General features: G+C 66.0%; 23 protein-coding genes. 15 read left to right on the forward strand and 8 right to left on the reverse strand.

Features of this window, described 5'->3' with window-relative positions:
• Window positions 1-13: 13 nt before the first annotated feature.
• From RDV64_RS13850 to RDV64_RS13870, 5 genes are read left to right on the forward strand one after another with little or no spacing between them, the layout of a single operon-like run.
• Window positions 14-907: a sugar ABC transporter permease gene (locus RDV64_RS13850; RefSeq protein WP_309195507.1), complete on the forward strand. Its 894-nt coding sequence runs from the start codon at window positions 14-16 to the stop codon at window positions 905-907.
• Window positions 904-1,737: a carbohydrate ABC transporter permease gene (locus RDV64_RS13855; RefSeq protein ID WP_309195508.1), complete on the forward strand. Its 834-nt coding sequence runs from the start codon at window positions 904-906 to the stop codon at window positions 1,735-1,737. Before RDV64_RS13850 ends, RDV64_RS13855 begins: the two co-directional genes overlap by 4 nt.
• A 1-nt stretch (window position 1,738) precedes the next feature.
• Window positions 1,739-3,256: an argininosuccinate lyase gene (locus tag RDV64_RS13860; RefSeq protein ID WP_309195509.1), complete on the forward strand. Its 1,518-nt coding sequence runs from the start codon at window positions 1,739-1,741 to the stop codon at window positions 3,254-3,256.
• A gap of 3 nt (window positions 3,257-3,259) precedes the next feature.
• Window positions 3,260-4,333: a sn-glycerol-3-phosphate ABC transporter ATP-binding protein UgpC gene (locus RDV64_RS13865; protein ID WP_309195510.1), complete on the forward strand. Its 1,074-nt coding sequence runs from the start codon at window positions 3,260-3,262 to the stop codon at window positions 4,331-4,333.
• A 52-nt stretch (window positions 4,334-4,385) separates the two neighbouring features.
• Window positions 4,386-5,588 carry an ROK family transcriptional regulator gene (locus RDV64_RS13870; RefSeq protein ID WP_309195511.1) on the forward strand — a complete coding sequence of 401 codons (1,203 nt, stop codon included), beginning with the start codon at window positions 4,386-4,388 and terminating at the stop codon, window positions 5,586-5,588.
• 25 nt (window positions 5,589-5,613) lie between these two features.
• Here RDV64_RS13870 and RDV64_RS13875 read toward each other — a convergent pair whose 3' ends face one another.
• Together RDV64_RS13875 and RDV64_RS13880 are read right to left on the reverse strand one after the other, a co-directional pair.
• Entirely contained in the window at window positions 5,614-9,402 is a 3,789-nt protein-coding gene (locus RDV64_RS13875) for an AsmA family protein (RefSeq protein ID WP_309195512.1), read from the reverse strand.
• Window positions 9,403-9,421: 19 nt separating this feature from the next.
• On the reverse strand, window positions 9,422-10,828 hold the full coding sequence (locus tag RDV64_RS13880) for an FAD-linked oxidase C-terminal domain-containing protein (protein WP_309195513.1): 1,407 nt from the start codon (window positions 10,826-10,828) through the stop codon (window positions 9,422-9,424).
• Between the two features lie 122 nt (window positions 10,829-10,950).
• Here RDV64_RS13880 and RDV64_RS13885 point away from each other — a divergent pair, with 122 nt between their 5' ends.
• From RDV64_RS13885 to RDV64_RS13895, 3 genes are all read left to right on the forward strand, one after another.
• A complete protein-coding gene (locus RDV64_RS13885; protein WP_309195514.1) occupies window positions 10,951-11,454 on the forward strand; it encodes a thioesterase family protein in 504 nt (167 codons plus the stop codon).
• Complete coding sequence (locus RDV64_RS13890) at window positions 11,454-13,247, forward strand: chloride channel protein (RefSeq protein WP_309195515.1); 1,794 nt, start codon at window positions 11,454-11,456, stop codon at window positions 13,245-13,247. Before RDV64_RS13885 ends, RDV64_RS13890 begins: the two co-directional genes overlap by 1 nt.
• Before the next feature lie 166 nt (window positions 13,248-13,413).
• Complete coding sequence (locus RDV64_RS13895; RefSeq protein ID WP_309195516.1) at window positions 13,414-13,617, forward strand: hypothetical protein; 204 nt, start codon at window positions 13,414-13,416, stop codon at window positions 13,615-13,617.
• 346 nt (window positions 13,618-13,963) lie between these two features.
• Here RDV64_RS13895 and radC read toward each other — a convergent pair whose 3' ends face one another.
• From radC to rpsB, 6 genes are all read right to left on the reverse strand, one after another.
• Window positions 13,964-14,674, reverse strand: coding sequence for a DNA repair protein RadC (radC, locus tag RDV64_RS13900; protein WP_309195517.1), 711 nt, complete (start codon window positions 14,672-14,674; stop codon window positions 13,964-13,966).
• Between the two features lie 298 nt (window positions 14,675-14,972).
• A complete protein-coding gene (gene map, locus RDV64_RS13905; protein ID WP_375143750.1) occupies window positions 14,973-15,821 on the reverse strand; it encodes a type I methionyl aminopeptidase in 849 nt (282 codons plus the stop codon).
• A gap of 44 nt (window positions 15,822-15,865) precedes the next feature.
• Window positions 15,866-16,639 (reverse strand): DNA/RNA nuclease SfsA, encoded by a 774-nt coding sequence (sfsA, locus tag RDV64_RS13910; protein WP_375143751.1) that lies wholly within the window; start codon window positions 16,637-16,639, stop codon window positions 15,866-15,868.
• An 18-nt stretch (window positions 16,640-16,657) separates the two neighbouring features.
• Window positions 16,658-17,113 (reverse strand): NfeD family protein, encoded by a 456-nt coding sequence (locus tag RDV64_RS13915; RefSeq protein ID WP_309195518.1) that lies wholly within the window; start codon window positions 17,111-17,113, stop codon window positions 16,658-16,660.
• Between the two features lies 1 nt (window position 17,114).
• The gene (locus tag RDV64_RS13920) at window positions 17,115-18,293 is read right to left on the reverse strand and encodes an SPFH domain-containing protein (RefSeq protein WP_309195519.1); all 1,179 of its coding nucleotides are present in this window, start codon (window positions 18,291-18,293) and stop codon (window positions 17,115-17,117) included.
• 179 nt (window positions 18,294-18,472) lie between these two features.
• Window positions 18,473-19,342 carry a 30S ribosomal protein S2 gene (rpsB, locus tag RDV64_RS13925; protein ID WP_309195520.1) on the reverse strand — a complete coding sequence of 290 codons (870 nt, stop codon included), beginning with the start codon at window positions 19,340-19,342 and terminating at the stop codon, window positions 18,473-18,475.
• A 214-nt stretch (window positions 19,343-19,556) separates the two neighbouring features.
• Here rpsB and RDV64_RS13930 point away from each other — a divergent pair, with 214 nt between their 5' ends.
• The 7 genes from RDV64_RS13930 (at window position 19,557) to dxr (ending at window position 25,652) form a co-directional block, all read left to right on the forward strand.
• Entirely contained in the window at window positions 19,557-20,255 is a 699-nt protein-coding gene (locus tag RDV64_RS13930) for a carbonic anhydrase (protein WP_375143752.1), read from the forward strand.
• A gap of 174 nt (window positions 20,256-20,429) precedes the next feature.
• On the forward strand, window positions 20,430-21,353 hold the full coding sequence (gene tsf / locus RDV64_RS13935) for a translation elongation factor Ts (protein ID WP_309195522.1): 924 nt from the start codon (window positions 20,430-20,432) through the stop codon (window positions 21,351-21,353).
• A 7-nt stretch (window positions 21,354-21,360) separates the two neighbouring features.
• Window positions 21,361-22,092: a UMP kinase gene (gene pyrH, locus RDV64_RS13940; RefSeq protein WP_309195523.1), complete on the forward strand. Its 732-nt coding sequence runs from the start codon at window positions 21,361-21,363 to the stop codon at window positions 22,090-22,092.
• Window positions 22,093-22,204: 112 nt separating this feature from the next.
• Complete coding sequence (gene frr, locus RDV64_RS13945) at window positions 22,205-22,756, forward strand: ribosome recycling factor (RefSeq protein WP_309195524.1); 552 nt, start codon at window positions 22,205-22,207, stop codon at window positions 22,754-22,756.
• A gap of 39 nt (window positions 22,757-22,795) precedes the next feature.
• Window positions 22,796-23,536, forward strand: coding sequence for an isoprenyl transferase (locus RDV64_RS13950; protein ID WP_309195525.1), 741 nt, complete (start codon window positions 22,796-22,798; stop codon window positions 23,534-23,536).
• Window positions 23,533-24,495 carry a phosphatidate cytidylyltransferase gene (locus RDV64_RS13955; RefSeq protein WP_309195526.1) on the forward strand — a complete coding sequence of 321 codons (963 nt, stop codon included), beginning with the start codon at window positions 23,533-23,535 and terminating at the stop codon, window positions 24,493-24,495. Before RDV64_RS13950 ends, RDV64_RS13955 begins: the two co-directional genes overlap by 4 nt.
• Window positions 24,492-25,652: a 1-deoxy-D-xylulose-5-phosphate reductoisomerase gene (gene dxr, locus RDV64_RS13960; RefSeq protein WP_309195527.1), complete on the forward strand. Its 1,161-nt coding sequence runs from the start codon at window positions 24,492-24,494 to the stop codon at window positions 25,650-25,652. Before RDV64_RS13955 ends, dxr begins: the two co-directional genes overlap by 4 nt.
• Window positions 25,653-25,693: the final 41 nt, after the last annotated feature.

Here is a 25,693-nt window from a genome sequence, read left to right on the forward strand (position 1 = left end):
GGGTGAGGATGCCATGCGCTTGACCGAAAACATGACCGTCAACCAGAAACAGGCGCTCACCGCCTGGATCTTTCTGGCCGTGCCGGTGATCTTTTTCGTGGTGGTGCGGTTCTGGCCGACCGCCCAGTCGGCCTACATCTCGCTCACCGAATGGAAGTTCTTCGGCGAAGCCACCTTCATCGGCCTCGACAATTACGCCAAGATGTTTGCCGACCCGGTGTTCTGGACCGTGTTCGCCAACACCTTCGAATATCTCGCGATCGGCCTGCCGGTCAGCCTCGTCATCTCCTTCACCGTCGCCTATTTTCTCGACAAGGTCCGCTTCGGCCACGGTCTTATCCGCGCGCTGTATTTCGTCCCGTACCTCACCACCGCGGTGGCGATGGCCTGGGTCTGGCGCTGGTTCTACGAGCCGTTCCCCATCGGCCTTTTCAACGACGTGCTCCTCTCCCTCGGCCTCCCGCAGCAACCGTTCCTGCGCTCGATGGAGCAGTCGCTGCCCTCGGTGCTGGCGCCTGCGGTGTGGGCGGGGCTCGGCTTCCAGGTCATCATTTTTCTCGCGGGCCTGCGCGCCATTCCGGACACCTATTATGAGGCCGCGAGGATCGACGGCGTCGGCCCGTGGACGATCCTGTGGTCGATCACGCTGCCGCTCCTGCGCCCGACGTTGCTCTTCCTCATCGTGATCTCGTCCATCGGCTTCCTGCGCATCTTCGATCAGGTGTTCAACATGACGGTGGACGGGCAGGGGGGGCCGCTGAACGCCACCCGCCCACTGGTGCTCAACATCTACAACTCCGCCTTCGTCCAGTACGACATGGGCTATGCGACGGCGCAGACGATGGTGCTGTTCGTGGTCCTCCTCATCATCACCGTGATCCAGCTCCGTCTCCTGAGGTCGAAATGACCGCCTTGCAGCGCGCCAACGTGCGCCCCGGCCGCATCCTCGTTTGGACTCTGCTTTTCCTCGGCGGTGTCCTGATGGTGATGCCGTTCTTCTTCATGATCTCCACATCGCTGAAGACGCCCGACCAGGTCTACGACCTTCGCTTCATCCCCGCCCGCCCGACCCTCGCCAACTACGAGGAGCTGCTTCAGGACGCGCGGTTCAAGGACTGGTTCATCAACTCGCTGATCACCTCCACCCTGGTGACGGCGTCCGTCCTCTTCTTCGACAGTCTCGTCGGCTACACCCTCGCCAAGTTCAAGTTCCGCGGGCGCGGCCTCGTCTTCGTCGCGATTCTCTCGACCTTGATGATCCCCACCGAGATGCTGGTGATCCCCTGGTACGTGATGAGCGCAGCGCTCGGATGGACCGATACGCTCTGGGGCATCATGTTCCCCGGTCTCATCACGGGGTTCGGCGTCTTCCTGATGCGCCAGTTCTTCGGCACCGTGCCGGACGAGCTGATCGACGCCGCGCGGATCGACGGCCTCTCCGAATTTCGCATCTGGTGGGAGATTGCGCTGCCGCTGGTGGCGCCGGCGCTCTCCGCGCTCGCCATCTTCACGTTTCTGGGCAACTGGACGGCGTTCCTGTGGCCGCTGATCGTGACGTCCGATTCCCACCTCTTCACCGTGCCGGTGGGCCTGTCGTCCTTTGCCAGCGAGAACCTCACCCGCTGGGAAATGGTGATGACGGGCGCGGCAGTTTCCACCATCCCGACGCTGATCGTCTTCATCGTCTTCCAGAAATACATCATCCGGGGCGTCGTCCTCTCCGGACTGAAAGGCTGACATGACCGCCCGTCCGTCCGACACCGACACCACCTCCTTTCCGGACCCGGTCTATGCCCGCACCGTGCTGGCGCCGATCTACGAGAACGCGAAGACGGTGTTCGGCGAACCGCTGATGCGCATCAACCGCGCGCACTGCGTGATGCTGGCCGAAACGCAGGTGCTTTGCCGAGCCGAAGCTGCCCGCATCGCAGCGGCCCTCTGCCAGATCGAAGCGTCCGACATTCTCGCCCCGTCCGACTATACCGGCGAGCATGAGGACCTGTTCTTCGAGGTCGAAGCTGCGTTGAAGGCCGAGCTTGGGGCCGAGCTTGGCGGCAAGCTTCACACCGCCAGAAGCCGCAACGACCTCGATCACGCGATCTTCCGCGTCCGCCTCAAGAGCGTGATCGACACGCTTCTGGCCAAGGCGCGGGCGAGCGCGCACGCGATGCTCGATGCCGCAAGAGCCGGCAAGACGGAGATCATCGTCGCCTACACCCACGGCCAGCCCGCCCAGCCCACCACCTACGGCCACTATCTGTCCGGGGCGCTGGAAACGCTGCTGCGCGACATCGAGCGGCTGGAGGCGGCCCGTGCCATCGTCGACCTGTCGCCCATGGGCGCCGCCGCAATCACCACCACCGGCTTTCCCATCGACCGTGCGCGGATGGCGGACCTCCTCGGCTTTGCCGCGCCCACGCGCAATTCCTACGCGTCGATTGCCGGGGTCGACTATGTGACCGCCAGCTATTCGGCCATATCGCTGATGATGATCCACCTCGGCCGGCTGGTGCAGGACCTCCAATACTGGACGGCGTTCGAGGTGGGGCAGCTTTATGTTGCCAACAGCCTGGTGCAGATCTCCTCCATCATGCCGCAAAAGCGCAATCCGGTGCCCATCGAGCACATGCGGCACCTGGCCTCCACCGCATCGGGACAGGCCGAGACCATGGTGCGCACCATGCACAACACCCCGTTCACCGACATGAACGACAGCGAGAGCGTGGCACAGGCCGCCGGCCTCATCGCATTCGAGACGGCGGGTCGCGTGGTCGACCTCCTCGCCGCCGTCCTCGAAGCTGCGCGCGTGGAACCGGCGAACGTGCGCCGCAACATCGACCGCTCGTGCATCACCATCACCGAACTTGCCGACACGCTGGTGCGCGAGGAGGGCCTTTCCTTCCGCGATGCGCACGAGATTGCGGCAACCGTGTCACGCGCGGTGGTCGCCCGAGGCAGCGTCCTCAGCGGCGGCTTCTCCGCCTTCAAGGCCGCCTTCGAGGATCATACGGGGCGCGCGCCGGGGCTGGATGCGAGTGCGTTCCGCGCTGCCGTATCGCCGGAGCATTTCGTGGCGGTGCGCGAGCGGTTCGGCGGGCCGGGCCCGGCTGCAATGGAAGAGGCGCTGGCCCACTACGGCAGGGCGCTGGCTGCAATGGACGAAGCGGCGGCGGCCCATGCCGCCCACGAGAAGGAGGCCGCAGCGCGCCTCTCGGCAGCGTTCGATGCGCTCGCCGCAACGGCTGCGGTGGAGTAGGACATGGCGAGCGTTTCAATCCGCAATCTCACCAAGCGTTTCGACGATGTGGAGGTGCTGCACGGCATCGACCTCGATATTGCGCACGGCGAGTTCATCGTCCTGGTCGGCCCGTCCGGCTGCGGCAAGTCCACCACGCTTCGGATGCTGGCGGGCCTCGAAGACGTGTCCGCCGGCGAAATCCGCATCGGCGACAAGGTGGTCAACAACCTGGAGCCCAAAGCGCGCAACATCGCCATGGTGTTTCAGAACTACGCCATCTACCCGCACATGTCGGTGGAGAAGAATATCGGCTTCGGCCTTCGCACCGCAAAGCTGCCGCGTGCCGACAAGGCCAAACGCATCCGCGAAACCGCGGACCTACTGGAGCTGACGCCGCTTCTGGACCGGCGGCCCTCGCAGCTTTCCGGCGGGCAGCGCCAGCGCGTTGCCATCGGCCGCGCCATGGTGCGCGACCCCGCCGTCTTCCTGTTCGATGAGCCGCTCTCCAACCTCGATGCGCAGCTCCGCGCCCAGATGCGCCTTGAGGTGAAGCGGCTCCATCAGCGGCTCGGCGCCACCATCGTTTTCGTCACCCACGACCAGGTGGAGGCGATGACGCTGGCAGACCGGATCGCCATCATGCGCGATGGCCGGATCGAACAGCTTGGCACGCCGGACGAACTCTACCGCACGCCGGTCAACACCTTTGTCGCCCAGTTCGTCGGCAGCCCGTCCATGAATCTGGTGCCCGGCACGATTGGCGCCGACGGCACGGTGCGGCTCGACGGGATCGACGGGTTTGCCGCCCCCTTTGCGGGCACCACCGGCGCGGGTGAGGTGATCGTGGGGCTCAGGCCGGACGAGCTGCGCGTCGGCGCGCCGGAGGGCGGGCACGCCATCCGCGGGACCGTGGAAATTGTGGAGCGGCTTGGCCACGACGCGCTGGTCTACCTCAAGGCCGGCGGCCAGACGCTGATTGCCAAGGCCGAGGCACAGCCGGGGCTCGATGCCGGTGCCGACGTCACCGTCTCTGCGCCGGCCAGCGCGCTTTACCTGTTCGACCGCGCGAGCGGGCAGGCCCTGCCTGCGGGTTGATCCGCGGTTCGGCATCAAAACCGGCACCGCTCAAAATATATTCGGGAAGAGAATGGACAGGCACCTCATCGCGTTCGCGTCGCACTCCCACAGCCGCCGTGCGTCCTTGCGCACGGTGCTGCGCGAGGTTGTGCGCGCGGGCGCCATTTCCCGCGCCGAACTTGCCCGCCGCACGGGCCTTTCCAAGCAGACCATGTCGGAAATCGTTCGCGACCTTCTGGAAGAGGACTGGCTGCGCGAGATTGGCCAGCAGCGCGGCAATGTCGGCCGCAGTGCCACCAACTATGAGCTGAACCGCAATCGCGCCTACGTGTGGGGCGGCGATCTGGGCGGCACCAGCCTGCGGCTCGCCATTTCGGATCTCACCGGCCATATCCTGGCCGAATGCACCGTGCCCACTGCCGTTGGCGGTGGCCACGACATCATCGACCAGATTGTCGATCTGGTGCGGGGGCTCGTGCGCGAAAGCGGCGTTGAGATGGCGCAGGTGGCGTGCGGTGCGCTCGGCGTGCCGGGCTCCTACGACAGGCAGCGCTGCCGGCTCAGTCTCGTCACCAATATTGCGGGGCTCGATGCGTTCGATTTCGAGGACGCGCTCAGCGAAGCCATGGGCATGACGGTTTTTGTGGAGAACGACGTCACGCTGGCGGCCACCGGCGAACTCCACCGCGGCAACAAGCGGCTGACCGGCACGTTTGCCTTTCTGGCGATGGGGACGGGCGTTGGCCTCGGCATCGTTTCAGATGGGCAGATCGTGCGCGGTGCGCGCGGTGGGGCCGGCGAAATCGCGTGGCTGCCGCTGGGCGGAGACCCGTTCGACAGCCGCAATTTTCGAGCCGGTACGCTGGAAAACGCAGTGTCCAGCAGTGCCATCGTGGCGCGTTACACGGCCATGGGCGGCTCTGAGGGCACCGTGCGCGAAATCTTCGACCGCTATAATGCGGGCGAGGATGCCGCGCGGCGAGTGCTGGAGGAAACGGCGCGGATGCTGGCGGTCGCGATTGTGGCAATCCACGCGATCCTCGACCCCGAGGTGGTCGTCTTCGGCGGCAGCATCGGCACGCGTCCGGAGCTGATTGCGCTGGTGCGCGCGCAGCTGGCCGGCTGCATGGAAACGCCGATCGGCATCGAGGCGAGCCAGCTTGGCGGGAGGGCCGGCCAGTTCGGCGCCATCGCCATCGCGGTCAACCATTTTCAGGAAACGCTGTTCGAGGACGCGGCGGCGGTTGCTGCACGGCAGGACGAACGCACCTAGCAGACAACCGGCCGCCTGAGCGCCGTCACTTTGCCGTGGCGAGTTCTTGCGCTCGGCTCTGCGCCGTCTGCGGGTCCACGCCGAGGCGGCGCAGGAGTTCGGCACGGACGCTTTCGCGGTTCGCCTGCCGCGTCTCGTAGGTCGTCAGCGCGTCGTCCAGCGCACGCACCCGGCTGGCAAGGCTGGCGCCGGGACCCGGCGTTTCCGATTGCGCGGTCTGGACGTCAGGCGCGGTGCTGCGCTGGCTGCGGTCGCCCGATGGCGGTGCGGGCGGCACCGGCGGTGCCTCCGCGGGAGGGCCGTCCATGTCGAACGGTGCGGCCGCGTCGCTGCCGTCGATCAGATCGGCAATCCCGTCGGTTGGGTTTGCCGCGTTTGCATCCTCGTCAGGCGGGCTGGTGGCCTCCGGCGGGGACGCCGGCTCTTCGCCGGGCAGGGCGGGGTTGATGGCCTCGGCCTCCGCCTCCAGTTCGGCGTTCTGCGCTTCCACCGCCTCCACCTGACGCTCCAGCGCGCGCAGGCTCAACCAGCCGGCAATGGCCGAAACGTCGATGCTGCGCACCGGCTCTGCAACGGGCCCGGTAAAGCGGACGAGGGCCGAAACCGGCGTTTCATCCGGCGTTTGCTGAACCACCGTCCAGTCGCTCTGGAGCATGGATGCGGCAAGGTCGATCTTGGCGCTCGCGCGGGTCGTGACCGTTCCGCCGGGGAGCGCGGCCTCCTTTATGGTCACGGTTCCGTCGGCAATTGAGAACGGTACATCGAGCGCCGGCAGCGCAAGCGCGCCCGCCGCCAGATGCGCGGCAAAGGCTGCGGCCACATCGGCCTCGGATGGCGGCTCACCGGCGACGGGTTCCGACAGCAGAGGGAACGGTGCGCCGTTGAAACCTTCGAGGCGAGCATCGCGAAGATGGAGTGAGCCTTCGCCCGCCAGCGAGCCGACGATGCCTGCAACCGTGTAGCCGGAACCGGACGCTTCCGCGGTGAGCGAGACGGAGCCGGTGGCGACAGGCGTTCCGTCCGGCGACGGCAGGAGGGGGCGGAGCGAGGCGTCATCCAGCGCGAGGGAGAATGCGATGTCGGCCGCAGCGCCGCGGCGGGTGATCTGCAATTGGCCCGTGGCGGTCCCGTCTGCCACCCGGCCGCGTGCGTTGCGCAGGCTCATGGCGGTATCGTTCACATCAAGGTCGAAGCTGGCATCGCGGACAGTCTGCTGGCCGACGGTCAGCGTCTCCGCGGTGATCCCGAGCGCAATGTCGGTACCGGACAGGAGCGGGCTGCCGAGCGCAGCGGTGGCCCACTTGCCGTCCCCGTTGGCGGACTTGGGGTCGCCCAGGAAGAGGCGCGCGATGCCCGCAAGGTCCGCCTCGCTCAGCGCAAGGGTGCCGTCCACCGAAAGAGGCGCCGCAAAGGGATCGACGATCACATCTGCGGTGACGATCACACCGTCCACCGTGCCCTTGAGGCCGTCCAGTGCAATGCCGGCGCTTTCAGGGGCAAGGGTCGCCGCAACGTCGATCGTGCCGGACGCGGGCAGCGTGGTTCCGAGCGCATCGGCGAGCCCCGAGAGACCTGCTGCGGTGACGGCAAGGCGGCCCGTGGGGGCAAGGCCCGCACCGTTGGCAACGGTGCCGTCGAACACGGCATCGATATCGAAGCCATCGAACGTCACGCGGCCGGCCAGTGCGTCCTCGGCGGTGGTGGCAAGGTTGACGGCAAGATGCGCGGGGCCTGCGCGTTCGGCGGCGTCGAGGCCGAACTGGCGCAGAAGGACAGCGCCGTTGTCGTTGCGCGCGTCGAGGGTCAGCTCGGACGGCAGCATTTTCCAGTTCGGGCCGGGGGCGGCGGACAGTGCCTTCAGCGTCAACGTGGTGCCGCCAAGGGTGCCATCGAGGCCGAGGGAGAGGTCGGCCGTGCTGCCGCCCGGCTGGCCGGTGAGCGCAATGTCGAGATGGGCGGGTGCCAGCGCCGTCACCCGCGCTGCGAGAGCGCTGGCGCCGGTGTCGTTCGGCGCGAGTGCGCGGATCGCGGCAGCAAGCTGATTGCCGTCCTCCACATCCAGCGATCCTTCGATGACGCCGACGGGGTTGTCCCCGAGGTTGTTGATCTCGCCGCGGGCGAACAGGCGCGCGCCGGCAAGATTTTCCGCCGAGATGGCGTCGATCGTCAGCGCACCGCTGCGGTATGCGCCGTCGATGTTCAATGCTGCGCCTTCGACGCCGCCAATCATGAGCTGGTCGACGGAAAGGTCCATCAGCACTTCGGGCATGGTGTCGAGGGCAGCGCCAGTGGCCGCGAGCACGGCGGCAGCGTCCGCCACGTCGGCAATGTCGAGGCGGGGGGCGGTCATCGCCACGTCGAGCACCGGCGCGCCATCTTTGCGGGCGTAGCTGGCGCGGCCGTTGGCGCGGGACTCGCCGATGCGCAGGGAAAGCCGCTGCGCCTCCAGCGTGTCTGCGGTGGCACGGATGTCGGCCTCCAGCAGCACCGGGTCCATCGGCCCACGGGCAAAGCGTGTGCCCGTCCACCATCTCGCCAGAAGTGCCGGCTGAGAGGCCGAGATCTTGACCGTGCCATCGAAGGCATCGGCAATCCGGCCCACGACATCCACCGTCGTGTCGCCGGGGAAGACGGCTTCGGCGCGGTTGAGGGCGATGGTGCCGCGCGCTGCCGAGGCTTCGGCCGACACGTCGCGGATCACCGAACCGCCGGCAAGCACCGTGTTGATGGCAAGCTCGATATCGAGCGGCACATCGGGCCATGCGGGGGCGGCAAGGGCCGCGCTGACGGGGGCGAGGTAGCGGGCAAGGAGGGGGACGATCTCGTCGGGCGACGGTGAGCCCGCGGGGGTGCCGCTGGCTCTGGCGGGCATCAAAGCGCGGGCCATGCGGTCAAGGTCGATCTGCCGGCCTTCCAGCGCGATGGCGACCGGATCGCTGCGGGTCAGCGCGTAGGTGGCGTTGGCGGCAAGCTCCAGCGTTTGTGCGCCGGCGCCGTAGCGCACGGTGGCCCTTTGCAACTGCACGTCCTGCGCGTTGGCGCTGAGAGTGCCGCGCACCGACCACGGCGTGGATGCGGAGGATTCCAGTGCCACCTCGCCGCGCAGAGAGAGCCGCCGAGGCCGCGGTACCAGCGCCCCCTCGAAGCTGAGCGCCAGCGTGCTGCCTTCGGGGTTGATGCGCGCCGAAAGCGGCATCGTCCCACTCTCCACCGTGCCGCCGCCAAGCCGCACCGCGTGCCGGACACCGCCGATGGTGGCCTCGCCGGTGGCGGCGAACGGCCCGCGCAGCGTCCGCGCCTCGCCGGTCATGTCGATGTTGGTGATTGCGGTCGAACGGCCGGACCGGCGGTCGACGACATTGACCGAGCCGCCCGCCACGGCAATTTCCTCCACCGTGATGTGGTCGACGTCGAACACGGAGGTGAAGCGGCTGTCGACGGTCAGTTCCGGCAAGGCAAGGCTGCCGTTCCGGTCGAGGCTGACGGTGGCGACAGGGTGCTCCAGCTTCAGCCCCAGGACGCGGAATTCGCGGCTGAGGAGGGGGAGAAGGTCCACGTCCAGCACCACCGCCTCGGCCCGCATCAGCGGGGCGTCGGTGCTGCCGATCCGCACATCGGTCAGCCGCACGCGGGGTGAGGGCAGGATCCGCAGTTCCGCCTCCCCGTCGATGACGACTTCCGTGCCCAGAACGCGGGAGGCGTTGGCTTCGATGGTGGTCCGGTACGCGGTCCAGTCCACCAGCACGGGCCCGACCAGCGCGGCAAACAGCGCCAGAACAAGCGCAGTGCCGATCGTGATGACGATCCAGTTCACGAAAAGCCCTCGTCTGTGGTCAGGATAGGATCTTGCCGGGGTTCAGAATATTCTGCGGGTCGAGCGTGGACTTGATCGCCGCCATCACGTCCACCGCCGTATCCCCCAGCTCGCGCCGCAAATACTTGATCTTGCCCTGGCCGATCCCGTGCTCGCCGGTGCAGGTGCCGTCCATGGTCAACGCCCGCTCCGCAAGCCGTTCCAGAAACAGCGTTGCCTTGGCGCGCTCGTCCGCATTGTCGTTGTCGACGAGGACGAGCGTGTGAAAATTCCCGTCGCCCACGTGGCCGACAATAGGGGCCAGTAGCCCCAGCTCCTCAAGGTCGGCCTGGGTGTCTGCCACACATTCTGCAAGACGCGAGATGGGGACGCAAACGTCGGTGGAAATGCCGGCCGCACCGGGGCGCAGGCCAAGGGCTGCCCAGTAGGAATCGTGCCGCGCCTGCCAGAGCTTGTTGCGCTCCTCCGCGCGGGTGGAAAAGCTGAACGGCCCGCCGCCCAGCTCTTCGGCGATGGCGGCAACCGCTTCGGACTGGTCGGTGACGCTGGACTGCGAACCGTGAAACTCCAGAAACAGCGTGGGCTGCTCGGGGAGGCCCAGCTTGGCATAGGCGTTGACCGCACGGATCTGCAGCGCGTCCAGAAGCTCGATCCGCGCCACCGGAATGCCGCTCTGGATGGTGAGGATGGTGGCGTTGCAGGCCGCTTCGACACTGGGGAACGGGCAGACGGCGGCCGAGATCGCTTCCGGGATGCCGTGCAGCTTCAGCGTGATTTTCGTGATGAGGCCGAGCGTGCCTTCCGAGCCGATGAGGAGGCGCGTGAGGTCGTACCCGGCAGATGTCTTTTTCGCGCGGGACGCGGTTTTCAGCGCGCGGCCATCGGCCAGCACCGCTTCCAGCGCAATGACATTGTCGCGCATGGTGCCGTAGCGCACGGCGTTGGTGCCGGACGCTCGGGTTGCGCACATGCCGCCCAGCGAAGCGTCGGCGCCGGGGTCGATGGGGAAGAACAGGCCGCGGTCGCGCAGGAAATCGTTGAGCTGCTTTCGGGTAACGCCGGGCTCCACGGTGCAGGTGAGGTCCTCGTCCTGCACCTCGATGATCCGGTTCATCTGCGAGAAGTCCACCGAGACGCCGCCTGCGGGCGCATTGACGTGGCCCTCCAGCGACGTGCCGACCCCGAACGCGATCACCGGCACACCGTGGGTGCGGCAGATCTCGAGGACATCCTCCACATCCTGCGCGGTGGTCACGAAAACCACGGCGTCGGGCGCCTCGTTCGCCAGCCACGACGTGGTATGACCGTGTTGCCGGCGCATGTCCGCGCCCGTGTGACAGTGCGGACCGAAACGCTGTTTCAGCACTGGGACCGCGGTTGCGATCCCGTCGTCGTTGCGATCAACCCGGCGGAGCGGCACGGCCATGCGGATGTGTTCCTGTTGTATGTTAGGCTCGGGAGCAATCTAGACGATGTTGCCGGCAAGCTGAAGGTCACGCTCGTGGTGCAGTATGCACCTTGCGGTGAGCCGGATGGGAGAGAGTTGCGATGGAACGCCGAACGGACGAGGCCCTGATATGGTCGCCGCCATTCGACATCGCACTCGACTGGCTGGACGCCAATGGCCACCTCAACATGGCCTATTACCACGTGATGTTCGACCGCACGGTCGACATTGCGCTTGAGGCGCTGGCGTTCGGCGTGGAATACCGCAAGGCGCAAAATGCCAGTATCTTCAATGTGGAAACCCACGTTCTTTATCGTCAGGAGGTGCGTGGCGACGATCGCGTGCGCGTCAGCGTGCAGCTTCTGGGGCGGGACGACAAGCGCCTCCACATCTTTCAGACAATGTGGCGCCTTGCCGACAACGAGCTTGTCGCTTCATCGGAAAGCCTGTTTCTCCACGTCGATCTCGGCACGCGGCGCGTCACGCCCATGACGGCTGCCGTCTGCGCCGCGCTCGATGCGATGATCGAACGTCACGCCGCCGCCGGGTTGCCGGACAATGCCGGCCGCCGGATTGCCGCTCTGGCATCTGCACCGGTGCGCTGATGGAACGGACCGGCTCGCCCCCCCGCGCCGACACCGCAAGGGATGCGGATGAGGATGCTGCGGCCGACGACGCCGCCCAGGACGCCCGCGCCGAGGTGTTCGACGAGATTCTGGCCACGCCGCCGCGGCGCACGCTTCGCCGCAGTTTTGCCGAGCACGCCGGCGGCAAGATGACCCGCAGCGTGCTTTGGTGCCGGCAGACCTATGCGCGCTCCGCCGGCAACGTGACCGAGTTCGCCACCTCCCGCGACCCGGCCCTGTGGCTGATTGCGGTAATTGTCGGTGCTGCCGTCGGCGGCGCCGCCGTGCTGTTCCGGCTCGGAATCGACGCGGTGCAGTGGCTGTGGCTGGGCGTCACGTCGGAGCGGATCATTGCGGCGGTGTCTGCGCAGCCGTGGTGGGTCATCATCGGCACACCCGTTCTGGGCGGGGCGATTGTGGGCCTCCTCAACCAGTTCGTCCTGCCCGGACGGCGGCCCCACGGCGTTGCCGACGTGATCGAGGCTTCCGCGCGGGGCGGGGCGGGTCTGTCGCTGCGCACCGGGCTTGCCTCCGCCTTTGCCACCATCGTGTCGCTGGGGGCGGGCGCCAGCGCCGGGCGCGAGGGGCCGGTGATCCACCTTGGTGCAACGGTCGCCACCGGCCTCACCACCGCCATCAAATTGCCGCCGATGGCAGGCCGGGTGATCCTTGCCTGCGGTGTGGCCAGCGCCATCTCCGCCTCGTTCAACGCGCCCATCGCCGGCGTGCTGTTCGCCCACGAGGTGGTGCTGCGGCACTATGCGATGCGGGCCTTCGTGCCCATCGTGATTGCCTCTGTGGCCGGAACCCTTGCGGGCCGCTATTTCATCGGCGACGTGGCGGCATTCGAAATTCCTGCCTACACCATCGGCTCCTACTGGGAGATGCCCGCCTTCGCCATTCTTGGCGTGGTGGCGGCGCTGGTCGCCATTGCGTTCCAGTTCGCGCTCATCATCTTCGACCAGTCGGCCCGCGCCGTCATCATGCCCACCTGGCTGCGTCCGGTAATCGGCGGTTTCATCATCGGCTTCATCGGCCTCTATCTGCCGGAGATCCTGGGCGTCGGCTACGAGGCGACCGACACGGCACTGCAAGGCGGCTTTGCCTTCACCACCATGTTGCTGCTCATTGTCGCCAAGATCGTCGCAACGGCGGTGACGCTGGCGTCCCGCTTCGGCGGCGGCATCTTTTCGCCCGCGCTGTACCTTGGCGCGATGACCGGAGGCATGTTCGGCATCGTCACGGCCACCGTGTTTCCGGACCTTGCCAGCGACCAGGGCCTTTACGCCATTCTGGGCATGGGCGCCGTCGCATCGGCCCTCCTCGGTGCGCCGATTTCCACCACCATGATCGTCTTCGAGCTGACGGGCGGCTACGCGGTGTCAATCGCTCTGCTTCTCACCGTGTCCATCGCCACGGCGCTGCACCTGGCTGTCCACGGCCGGTCCTTCTTCCACTACCAGCTGGAAACGCGCGGTGTGGTGCTGGCCGAGGGACCGCATCGCTACTTCCTGAAGACAGTCAATGTTTCCAGCTTCATGGCACCCATCGAAGATGATGCCGACCTTGCCGACCCCGACGATGAGCGCACCGTTGCCGTCAACGATTCCCTCGAAACGGCGCTGCGCATCTTCAACGAAACGGGGGCTGATGCGCTGGCGGTGATCGACCCGCGCAAGGGCAACCGGGTCGTCGGCTCCGTCAGCCACGTGCAGGCGCTGCGGACCTACAACCGCCGCCTGGAGGAAACCAGCGACGAGGCGCACCAGTAGTTGATCCGGCGCCGCGATGCGATGCCTTCAATGAACCGCCGCGCCGCAGGGATTTTTAGGCAACACTACCGCCTTCAGGCGCTGTCCGTGCTCGACAGGGGCATAAGCGTGTGGCACCCTATGGTTGTTAACTGAGGTTATGTCAGTCCACGAAAGACGAAAAAGCGTGCCAGCATTCGATTCGTGCAGCGGCGGCGAAAGCGCGCCGAATATCGACCGTCCCGCAGAAGAGCGTGGCCAGTTCCTCACGGCAGAAATCGACCGTGAGCTGCAGGCCGCAATCGAATACAAGATTGCGATGGATGGTACAGCTGGCGCCGAGCGTGTGCTCGACTATCTGAATCAGGCCCTTCGCCGAAGGCTTGCCTGAAGCCTCTCAAGCGCCATCGGCGGCGGTGTTCCGGCCCGGCGCCGATCTTGCAAATGGTGCGCGGCGCGGTGACGCCCTTCCTGCCACGCCTTGCGCATGGCCAGCAGCCAGTGCGGCGCGATGACGTTCCGGCGAACCCTTTCGTGATGCCGAGAACGAAAGGGCAGCCGACGGACACAAGATAGCCCTTCGTCCCGCGAATGCCATTTGCAGCAAAAACAAACCAGCACAGTGTGACCGGCCGGGGCGTCTCGATGAAGACGTGCGTTCTGACGCGAGCTTCGCGCGTGTCCACGCGTTCCCGCCTTTGCCTCATCGTACCCGATCCGGCCGCGGGCGCCTCCAATCAGATGAAGCCCTCGCTGCGCATGGAAAGATAACGGTGGCCGGCAATGATGATGTGATCGTGCATCGAGACATTGACCGCTGCGGTGGCGCGGATGATCTGCTCCGTCATCGTCACGTCGGCCCGTGAGGGGGTGGGATCGCCGGAGGGGTGGTTGTGGACCAGAACCACGGCGGTGGCCCCGTGGGTGAGGGCGCGTGCAATCACCTCGCGGGGATAGACCGGCGTGTGGTCCACGGTGCCGACGCCCGCGCATTCGCTGGCGAGATATTGGTTCCGCTTGTCGAGGAACAGGATGTGGAACTCTTCCCGTTCGGCGCTTTTCAACTTGATGCGGTAATATTCGGCGACAGCTTCGGTGGATGAGAGCGTTGGCCTTTTGCGCAACTCGGCAAGGGCGAACCGCTCGGCGGCCGCGCGCACCACGCGCATGTCGGACACCACGCGCGCGCCGACACCATCGATCTCGGTCAGCCGGGCCACAGGGGCCGACAACGCCTCGGCAAAAGAGCCGAATTTCGCAATCATTGCCTTTGCGATGGGCTTGGTATCGCGTCGCGGGATGGCGCGGAAAAGCACCAGTTCGAGCATCTCGTAGTCCGCCAGCGTCTCGCCGTTGTCAAACCGCGCACGCAGCCGATTGCGGTGTCCTTCGAGCATGTCGGCGGAGCCTTTGCCGCCAGCATTGTCGCCGGATTTCGGCTTTGGCATCGGTCCGAGGGCCTGGGCATTGAAGAGGCCTGGTGCGTCGTTATCAGTGTTTAAAGGCGGCCGGCCTGAGCCATTTTCCGCTGGTGCCGTTTCCTCTGCGGGCAGGTCATGCCCGCCGGCACGACCGCGCGATGCTGCCGCCAGGTGCAAGGCAGAAAGGATATTGGTCGTCCCAGTCATCACGCGATACTCCCGATCACACGAAACTACGAAAACCAATCTTATTAATCAACCTTTGGTTGCCGTAAGAGCCACACAATTTCGGGCTATCGATGCGGGAATTTATTTGCTCAATCGGTCAGGCAGAAGCGGCTGCGTCAAGCCGTTCGGATGCGGTGAAGATCTCGCAGCCGCTTTCGGTGACGCCGATGGTGTGTTCGTACTGGGCGGACAGGGAACGGTCCCGCGTCACGGCGGTCCATCCGTCCGACAGGACCTTCACGTGCGGGCGGCCAAGGTTCACCATCGGCTCGATGGTGAAGATCATGCCCTTTTGCAGCCGCACGCCATCGCCCGCGCGGCCATAGTGCAGGATGTTGGGCATGTCGTGGAACAGCCGGCCAACGCCGTGCCCGCAGAACTCGCGCACCACGGAACAGCGCTCGCTCTCCACATAGTCCTGGATGGCGGCGCCGATATCGCCGGTGGTGTTGCCGGGTTTGACCGCCTCGATCCCGATCTGAAGCGCCTTCAGCGTGACCTTGAGGAGCCGGTCAGCAGCGCGGCGCACCTGGCCGACGCGGTACATGCGGGAGGAATCCCCATGCCATCCGTCACGGATGAAGGTCACGTCGACATTGAGGATATCGCCCTCGCGCAGCGCCTTCTGCGCCGGAATGCCGTGACACACCACATGGTTGATCGACGTGCAGGTGGAGTGGCGGAAGCCGCGATAATAAAGCGTTGCCGGCAGCACGTCGTGCTGCTTTGCGAAATCCATGACGAATTCGTCGATGGCCTGGGTGGTGACACCGGGCTCGATCATGTCTTCAAGCGCATCGAGGCACTGGGCGGCCAGCCCGCCAGCCTTGTGCATCGCTTCGAAGGCGGCCTCGTTGTAGAGCCGCACCTGTCCCGTGTTGCGCGCGGGCGCCGTGTCCGCGTCGACGAATTCCACCATGTCACCACGCCGTCTGTTGATGTCCATTATGTCGTCGTTTCCGGACGCGATGGCAACCCACGCGCGGCCTTTCAGGCAGCAGCCATGCCCATCGGCTCAAGGACCGGCACTGCTTCGGCATCGCCGATCCCCTCAGGCGTGACCGTGCAGCGCAATGCGACCATCGAAACGCCGGCCGCCACCGCGCGGTCGAACGCGGCGCCATAGGCGGGGTCGATCTCGCGCGCGAGGCGGAAGGACGACACGTCGCCCCGCTGGATGAGGTAGACCATCATCGCGCGGTTGCCAGCGGCAACTTCATCGGCGAGGGCGTCCAGGTGCTTGGCGCCGCGGGCGGTCACGCAATCTGGAAACGAAGCCTCGCCCGGCCGCTCGACCAGGTGGACGTTCTTGATCTCCACGTAAAGCGGCGGCGCGTCCGCCGGGGTGATCAGAAGGTCGATCCGCTCGGCCTTGCCGTATCGCACTTCGGGCCGGACCTCACCTTCGGCAGGGAAGGGGGCATGGCGCGCGCGCGCAAGTGCCGCAGCGATCCGGTTGGGGTTTTGCGTGTTCACGCCCACCCAGACGCCATCCGCCTCAACCGCTTCCAGCGTATGGGCATATTTGCGTTTCGGATTGTCCGAGACCGAAAGGAGCACCCGCGCGCCGGGGTTGACGAGTCCGGTCATCGCGCCGGTGTTGGGGACGTGCGCGGTGATCTGCGAACCATCAGGCAACGCCACATCGAGCATGAAGCGCTTGCGCCGCTCGATCCAGGTGCCTTCGGCAAGGTCGGGAAATGGCAGGATGATCATTGCGCGAGGGTGGCGCGGCGTGGTGGGCGGCGCAAGGCAGGCGGGCATGGCTGCCCGCCGGTCGATTCACCGCTCCACAGGTTCCACGACCAGTGTGGACGCGTCGATGCCCACAACGCGCACGCGGGTTCCGGCGGGCTGGTCGGCCCCGGCGACGCGCCAGGTGCTGTCGGCAAACAGGGCGCGTCCGGTGCCGTTGACGATGGGGTCCGCCAGCGCCAGCTCGCGGCCGATCATCGACGACGGGCCGCGGTTGACCTCCTCCGTCCCGGTGCTGATGCTGCGCATGGTGATCATCCGCGCAGCCACCACGGAGATGGCGGAGATGGCGAGGAAGCAGACCATCTGCAGCTCCCAGCCGAGCGGCACGGCAAGGTCCACAAGCCCGGTGGCGGAGGCTGCCACGCCGAACCAGATGAGGTTGACGCCCGGCAGCATCACCTCCGCAATCAGGAACAGCGCGCCGACAATGAACCAGACATAGGGGCCGAGGTCGCGCAGGATCGCGAGAAAGACGATCATCTCAGCGGTCCTCCGTCTCGCCGGACAGGCGGGCGCCTAGGGCATCGTTGCGGGTGGTCAGGCGGCGGATCCGTTCGATCCGGCTTTCGCCGGGCGGCACTTCGGCAGTGGCGCTGTCTGGCGTGTCGTTGTCCGGCGTTATAGTCGGCACCGGCGAGGCCGTCCGGGCAATCACCGCCTCCACGGCGCGCTCGATCTCCCTTGGCGACGGGCGCGGGCCGCCGCCCTCGGGCGCAGGGCTGGCCGGGCCGGGACCGCCTGAAAAGGCATCGCGTGCAATTTCGGCAATGCCGGCGAGCGAGCCCAGCGTGGCCGCGGTCTCAATAGGGAGGATCAGCGTGCGCTGGTTGGGCGCCGCTGCAATGTCCCGCAGCGCACCCACGTATTTTTCGGCGACGAAGTAGTTGATCGCCTGGATCGAGCCTTCCTCGATGGCGGTGGACACCACCTCGGTGGCACGGGCCTCGGCTTCCGCGGTGCGCTCGCGGCCTTCCGCGTCGCGGTAGGCGGCTTCGCGCCGGCCCTCGGCGGCGAGGATGAGCGATTGCTTCTCGCCCTCGGCGCGGGCGACGGCGGCGGCCCGGTCGCCCTCGGCCTCCAGCACCATGGCGCGTTTTTCGCGCTCGGCCTTCATCTGGCGGGTCATCGCCGCGGTGGTTTCGGGCGGCGGGTTGATGTCCTTGATCTCGATGCGAGTGATCTTCACGCCCCACGGGTCCACGGCGGCGTCAACGACGCGCAGGACACGCTGGTTGATCTCGTCGCGGTTGGAGAGGAGCTCGTCGAGATCCATCGACCCCATGACGGAGCGGATGTTGGTCATGGTGAGATTGAGGATGGCGTTGTCTAGGTCGGTCACCTCGTAGGCAGCGCGGGCCGCGTCCAGCACCTGAAAGAAGGTGACGCCGTTGGCCGTCACCGTGGCGTTGTCGCGGGTGATGACCTCCTGGCTCGGCACGTCCAGCAGTTGCTCGCGCATGTTGAGCTTGTCGCCCACGCGCTCCACGAACGGGGTGAGGATGTTGAGGCCGGGCTTGAGGGTGCGGGTGTACCGGCCGAACCGCTCGACGGTGTAGTGCATCCCCTGCGGCACGGTCTTCACTGCGGCAACAATGACCACGAAAACCAGGACCGCCGCTGCGATCAGGTAAAGGTTGACGCCAAGGTCGAAGGGGATCATGCGCAAGTCCGTGTTGAAGCAACGGTCCTATAAGTGGGCACGAACGCTTCGTGCCGCAACAAAACCGGCGTGTTCGCACGGCCCGAACAACGAAAAAGCCCGGACAGCGGGGCTGTCCGGGCTGGATGGTTTGGGCGGCATCGCTGCCGCGGCCGGGGAGGTTGCCCCTTGGCCTGACGTCAGGCCTGCTGTTCGGCGGGCTTGTCGCCGGTGTCTTCGGGCGTCGGGGTCATCAGGTCTTCGACGGTTGCCTCGGCCGCGGGAGCCTCGGCTGCGGCTTCTGCCGGCGCCTCTTCGATTGCGGCCTCGACGGGGGCTTCTTCGCTCTCGCCAAGATCGTAGCCGCTGTCGCCCTGCGAGCGGAGCAGGCCGTCGAGTGCGGCGCGGGAGATCAGGTCGCAATAAAGGGTGATTGCGCGGGCGGCGTCATCGTTGCCCGGAATGGGGTAGGTGATGCCGTCGGGGTCGCAGTTGGTGTCGAGGATCGCGACCACGGGAATGCCGAGCCGGCGCGCTTCCTGCACCGCGATGGTTTCGCGGTTGGTGTCGATCACGAACACGATGTCCGGCACGCCGCCCATCGACTTGATGCCGCCGAGGTTGCGGTCGAGCTTCTCGCGCTCACGGTCGAGCGTCAGGCGCTCTTTCTTGGTGAAGCCGCCGGCCTGGCCCTGGCCGTCCATCAGCTCTTCAAGGCTGTTGAGGCGCTTGATGGAGTGGGAGATGGTCTTCCAGTTGGTCAGCATGCCGCCGAGCCAGCGCGCGTTCACATAATATTGCGCGCATTCGGTGGCGGATGTGGCGACGGCCTCCTGGGCCTGCCGCTTGGTGCCGACCATGAGAAGACGGCCGCCCTTGGCGACGGTGTCTGAAACGGCCTTCAGCGCCTGGTGGAGCAGCGGAACGGTCTGCGCCAAGTCGATGATGTGGACGTTGTTGCGGGCGCCGAAGATGTACTCGTCCATCTTGGGGTTCCAGCGGTGCGTCTGGTGGCCGAAGTGAACGCCAGCTTCGAGAAGCTGCCGCATCGTAAAGTCAGGAACTGCCATTTTTGTAGTCTCATCCGGTTGAACCGCCGCGAGCGCTGCCAGGATGGCACCGGAAGTCCGTGCTCGCGTGAGGGATTACGCGGGGACATACGTGAGCGCGCTGCGGATGGCAAGAGAGGGTTGCGGCCAATCTGTCGGCGCTTCCAATCATCCGCACTGCTGCGCCGCGCACCTTGCGCCAGCGTTCATTCAGTGCAAACCGGCGGAACGGTGTATGGCTAGACGGTGGCAGGGTCAGTGCGAGTGGCAGGAGCAACACGGCGTGGATGATCTCGACAAGCTCGTTTTGCGCAACAGGAACTGGTCCGACAGGATCAAGTCCAACGACCCGACATTCTTCGAGCGGCTGTCGCATCAGCAGGCGCCGGAATTCCTGTGGGTCGGGTGTTCGGACAGCCGGGTGCCGGCCAACCAGATCATGGATCTGCCGCCGGGAGAGGTTTTCGTCCACCGCAACATTGCCAATGTCGTCTCGCCGTCGGACCTCAACTTCCTGTCCGTGCTGCAATTCGCGGTCGAGGTGCTCTCGGTGAAGACCATCATCGTGTGCGGCCATTATGGCTGCGGCGGCGTGAAGGCCTCCATGTCCGACGAAGACCACGGCCTGATCGACAACTGGCTCAACCACATCCGCCTGGTACGCCGTCTTCACCGGGACGAGATCGACGCGATCGACGGTGAACCCGCACAGGCCGACCGGCTTTGCGAGCTAAACGTCATCGAGCAGGTCAAGAACATCACCTCCACCACAATCGTGCGCAATGCGTGGGCGCGCGGGCAGGACCTTGGCGTGTACGGCATGGTTTACAGCCTGCGCGACGGGCTGTTGCAGCACCTTGTCACCGCCGATCCCCTGATCGGGCTCAACGGCCGTGATCGGGAGGCAATCCGCGCGGAGGCGACTGCGGGGTAGCGGTCTGCGAAAAGGGCGACTATATAACGCCATCGGGACGCGTGGTTGCCGCACGGAGTGTGAAGCTTTGTGCGGCAAAAGTCATGCGCAAGGTCTCGACACGAGGTCGTACCTCATTCAAGAGAGGTGCCGGCCGTTGCCACAAAAACACGCACAATCAGGACACTTTATACCATGACGATCACCGCGCAGCAGGTGAAGGCGCTCCGCGAGAAAACCGGCGTCGGCATGATGGATTGCAAGACCGCGCTGAATGAAACCGGTGGCGATATGGAAGCCGCGGTTGACTGGCTGCGCAAGAAAGGTCTGTCGAAAGCCGCGAAGAAAGCGGATCGCGTTGCAGCCGAAGGCCTTATTGGCGCCGCCTCGCAGGGCACGAAATCCGTGCTCGTCGAAGTCAACTCCGAAACCGATTTCGTCGCCCGCAACGAAAAGTTCCAGGCACTGGTCAGCGCTATCGCCGCTGAAGGTCTCGCAGCAAATGGCGACCTCGACACGCTGAAGGCACAGCCTTACCCCGGCACCGGCCGCACCGTTGCCGAGGAAGTGACCGAAGCGGTCGCGACCATCGGCGAGAACATGGCACTGCGCCGCACGGCCAGCCTCGAAGTCAGCGACGGCGTTGTCGCCACCTACCTCCACAACGCAGTGGCGGACGGTCTGGGCAAGCTCGGCGTTCTGGTCGCGATGCAGTCCACCGGCGACAAGACCAAGCTCGAAGAGCTGGGCCGCAAGATTGCCATGCACGTGGCCGCCGTGAACCCGCTCGCCCTCGACGTGGACGCCATCCCGGCTGAAGCCGCCGACCGTGAGCGCGCCGTCTACGCCGATCAGGCCCGTGCTTCCGGCAAGCCGGACAGCATCATCGAGAAGATGGTCGAAGGCCGGATGCGCAAGTTCTACGAGGAAGTCGTGCTGATGAAGCAGGCCTTCGTCGTGAACCCGGATCAGACCGTGGCCGAGGCCGTCAAGGACGGTGAAGCTGCTGTGGGTGCCCCGATCACCGTGACCGGGTTCGTCCGCTTCGCGCTCGGCGAGGGGATCGAAAAGGAAGAGTCCGACTTCGCTGCCGAAGTCGCTGCGGCAGCTGGCGTCTGATCGCGCCGTGCCGTCACAGTTAAAGCCGGCGTCCGAGTGGCGCCGGCTTCTCATCAAAGTCTCCGGCGAAGCGCTGATGGGCGATGGCGCCCATGGCATCTCCCAGAAGACGCTCCAGCGCATCTCTTCGGAGATCGTCGAGGTGGTCCGGTCCGGCTGCGAAGTCGGCCTGGTCATCGGCGGCGGCAATTTCCTGCGCGGCGCCAACCACATGCTGACCGCCGTCGACCGTGTTGCCGGCGACCAGATGGGAATGCTGGCCACCGTGATGAACGCGGTTGCCGTGGCGGCACAGCTGCGGGCGCTTGGTACCGAGGCCGTCGTGCTTTCCGCCATCGACGTTCCGGTGATCTGCGACCGCTTCACCCACCGCGGGGCGCTGAAGCACATGGCGGAAGGGCGCGTGGTCCTGTTTGCTGCGGGCACCGGCCACCCCTTCTTCACCACCGACACCGCGGCATCGCTGCGCGCGGTGGAGATGGGCTGCGATGCGCTCCTGAAGGGCACCAACGTGGACGGTGTCTACACCGCCGACCCCAAGAGCGACCCGAACGCAACCCGCTACGAGACGGTGACGCACCAGGAAGCGCTGGAGAAAAACCTCGGCGTGATGGATGCTGCTGCAATTGCGCTGGCCCGCGACAACGGTCTGCCCATTGTGGTGTTCTCCATCAAGGACGAGGGTGCACTGCCTCTGGTGGCGCGCGGCGAGGGCGTGTCCACCATCGTCTGCGACTGAATACGGACGGCCCTTTGTGCAGCGAGACGTTGCCGAAGGGCCTGTTCACTTGATACCAACCCCTTCCGCCTTCATGGAGGCGGACAAGAATACGTGACTGAGGAGAGCCGAGATGAGCGTCGACCTTGATGACCTGGCACGGCGGATGGACGGCGTAATCCAGGGCTTTAAGAACGAGCTGTCCGGTCTGCGCACCGGACGGGCCAGCGCATCCATGCTGGAGCCCGTCACCGTGGATGCCTACGGCACGACGATGCCGCTGTCCCAGGTGGCAACGGTGTCGGTCCCGGAGGCCCGCCTCATCAACGTTCAGGTCTGGGACCGCTCCATGGCGCAGGCCGTGGAAAAGGCGATCCGCGAATCCAGCCTCGGCCTCAACCCCGTGGTCGAGGGCACGGTGATGCGCATCCCGATCCCCGAGCTGAACGCCGAGCGCCGCGCCGAGCTGGTGAAGGTCGCCCACAAATATTCCGAGCAGGCCAAGGTATCGATCCGCCACGTCCGCCGCGACGGGATGGAAGACATCAAGAAGGCCGAGAAGGACGGGGCCAGCAAGGACGACACGCGTGTCCAGTCCGATCGGGTGCAGAAACTGACGGACGACAAAGTCTCGGAAATTGATGCTATCCTGTCTAACAAAGAGCAAGAAATCACGCAGATCTGACACGTGACTCACGTTCCCGCCGGACCGCCCCCCGCGTCGTTGCCGCCGCTGACGCACAGCGGGGTGCCGCGGCATGTCGCCATCATTATGGATGGCAACGGGCGCTGGGCAGGCCGCCGCGGCCTGCCGCGGACGCTGGGTCATCGCAAGGGCGTTGAATCCGTCCGCCGGATCGTGCGTCACGCGGGCAACCGCGGTGTCGGCGTTCTCACGCTGTATGCCTTCTCCCGCGAAAACTGGAATCGTCCGAAGGCCGAAGTCAGTGAACTAATGGGCCTCCTCCAGCGCTATATCCGCAGCGACCTCGAAGAACTGGTCGAGCAGGGGGTGCGGGTGCAGGTTATTGGCGGACGACACGATCTGAACAGCACGCTGCTTGGCATGATCGAAAACGCAGAAGCGCGGACGGCACACAATGACCGGATGCACCTGGTGCTGGCGTTCAATTATGGTGGGCGCGACGAGATCGTCCGGGCCGCCCGGCGGGCAGCCGAGGCCGTGGCGCGCGGCGAGCTTGCCGTCGAAGCGCTGGACGAAGCAAGGTTCGCGGGTTTCCTCGACACCGGCACCCTGCCGGATCCGGACCTCGTGATTCGCACCAGCGGCGAACAGCGGATCTCGAATTTTCTTCTGTGGCAGTCGGCCTACGCCGAATACAGCTTTCCGGACGCGTTGTGGCCTGACTTCGACGAAGCCATGTTCGACGAGGCGCTGCGCGATTTTGCCGGCCGCGAGCGCCGTTTCGGCACCGTGCCGCCAGTCACCTCCGTGTCCACGTGAGCCGGCCGAAGCGGTTCTCGCTGCGCTCCAGCGGGCGTCCTCGAGGCGCCCCTGTTCCCGCCAAGCCGCCGCGGCGCATCCGCGCCCGCGTTCGTGCGCTGCGGGAGCGTTTTCTCTTCAACCGCGAAATGCGGTTGCGGCTGATGTCGGCGGCGGTGCTGATCCCCATCGTCATCACGACCGCCTATCTGGGCGGGATTCCCTTCCTGCTTCTGGCGCTCATCATCGGCGCCGCTGTCTTTTACGAGTGGCTTGCCATGGTGGGGGCCGGCGGGATGCTGGGCCCGCGGCTGACCGGATGGGCCGCCCTTGCCGGCATTGCCGTTCTGGCACACATGTCGCCGCTTCCCGTGGCGCTTGCTGCCGTGGCCATCGCCTGTGGTGTGACTGCCGCGGTCGGCACCCTGCAAAAATCCTTCATCTCGCTGCGCTGGCTGGCGGCGGGCATGCTTTATTCGGGGCTCGCGGTGGTTTCGCTGGTTGCGCTGCGCAAGGGCGCAGACGGTTTCGGCGCGGTGATCTTCGTCTTTCTCATCGCATGGGCCAGCGATACCATGGCGTTCTTCGTCGGGCGCAAGGTGGGCGGACCCAAGCTGTGGCCCAGCGTTTCGCCCAGCAAGACCTGGTCCGGCGCTGTGGGCGGCTTTGTGGCAGCCATCGTGTTCGGCGCGGTTGTGGGCAACATGCTGGGCGTGCCGTTTGCGGCGGGAACACTGATCGCCGCGGGCCTGGTCGCCATTGGGGCGCAAAGCGGCGATCTGATCGAATCGGCAGCCAAGCGGCGCTTTTCCATCAAGGACGCGGGAACGCTCATCCCCGGCCACGGCGGCGTGATGGACCGTGTCGACGGGCTCATAGTGTCCGCACTCATCAGCGTGCTGATGGGCAGCATCGTGGCATTCTGGGTTTCGGCCGCGACACCGGCCGCCGGTCTCCTCCACATGATGGGGATGGGATGACGCGCGTCGTTCTCCTTGGCGCAACGGGGTCTGTCGGGACATCCGCCCTTGCCGCCATCGAGGCTGGCGGTTTCGAACTGGTGGGGGTCGCCGCCAACAGCAGTGTCGACGAACTTTGTGCCATTGCCGAGCGCCACCGCCCGCTGATGACGGTGGCGGCCGACCCTGCCTGCGGCCCGGCGCTGAAGGCGCGGCTCGGCCCGCAGGGCCTTGCCACCGATGCCGGCGCCGATGCCATGGTTGCCCTGGCCGCCATGGATGCCGAGCGCGTGATTGTTGCAATCCCCGGCTTTGCAGCGCTCCGTCCGGCGCTTGCCGCCATTGATGCGGGGCGCATCGTCTGCCTTGCCAACAAGGAAGTGCTGGTTGCGGCGGGGGAGGTGGCGATGGCGCGGGTCCGCGCTGCCGGTGCCACCGTTCTGCCTGTGGATTCCGAGCACAACGCCATCTTCCAGGTGTTCGAACGCGGTGCGCTGGGCGCCATCACACGGATCGTCCTCACAGCGTCCGGCGGTCCGTTCCGCGAGGCGTCGCTGGAGGCGATGCGCGCTGCCGGCCCGCGTCAGGCGCTGAAGCATCCCAACTGGTCGATGGGTGCGAAGATCTCCATCGATTCGGCGACCATGATGAACAAGGGCCTCGAGGTGATCGAGGCGCATCACCTCTTTCCCGTTGGGCCTGACCGGATCGGGGTGGTCGTCCACCCGCAGTCGATCATCCACGGGATGGTCCACTATGCGGACGGCTCCTGCCTTGCCCACATGTCCAATCCGTCGATGGTCACGCCCATCGCCCACTGCCTGCATTATCCCGACCGGGGGGCGGCGCCGGTTCCGGCGCTGGATCTGGTCGCGCTCGGCAACCTCACCTTCGAGGCGCCCGACGACGCCCGCTTTCCGGCCCTGCGGCTTGCGAGCGCAGCCCTGCGTGCTGGCACCGCATCGACCAATGCACTAAATGCGGCGAACGAGGTTGCCGTGGCGTCGTTTCTCGCCGAGGAGATCGGCTTTCTGGACATTGCCGCCCTCGTGGAGGCGACGCTGGATGCCATGGCCGGCCGCAGCGGCGCGGCAGACAGCGTCGACGCGGTGGAGGCGATCGACGGCGAGGCGCGCCGGGTTGCACGGGAGAAGATCCCGGCAATGGCCGGCCGCTAGGTTCGCATCAGGCCGCAGGCGTGGATGCGGCAACAGTATGC

The sequence above is a fragment of the Acuticoccus sp. MNP-M23 genome (assembly GCF_031195445.1).
Classification (GTDB): domain Bacteria; phylum Pseudomonadota; class Alphaproteobacteria; order Rhizobiales; family Amorphaceae; genus Acuticoccus.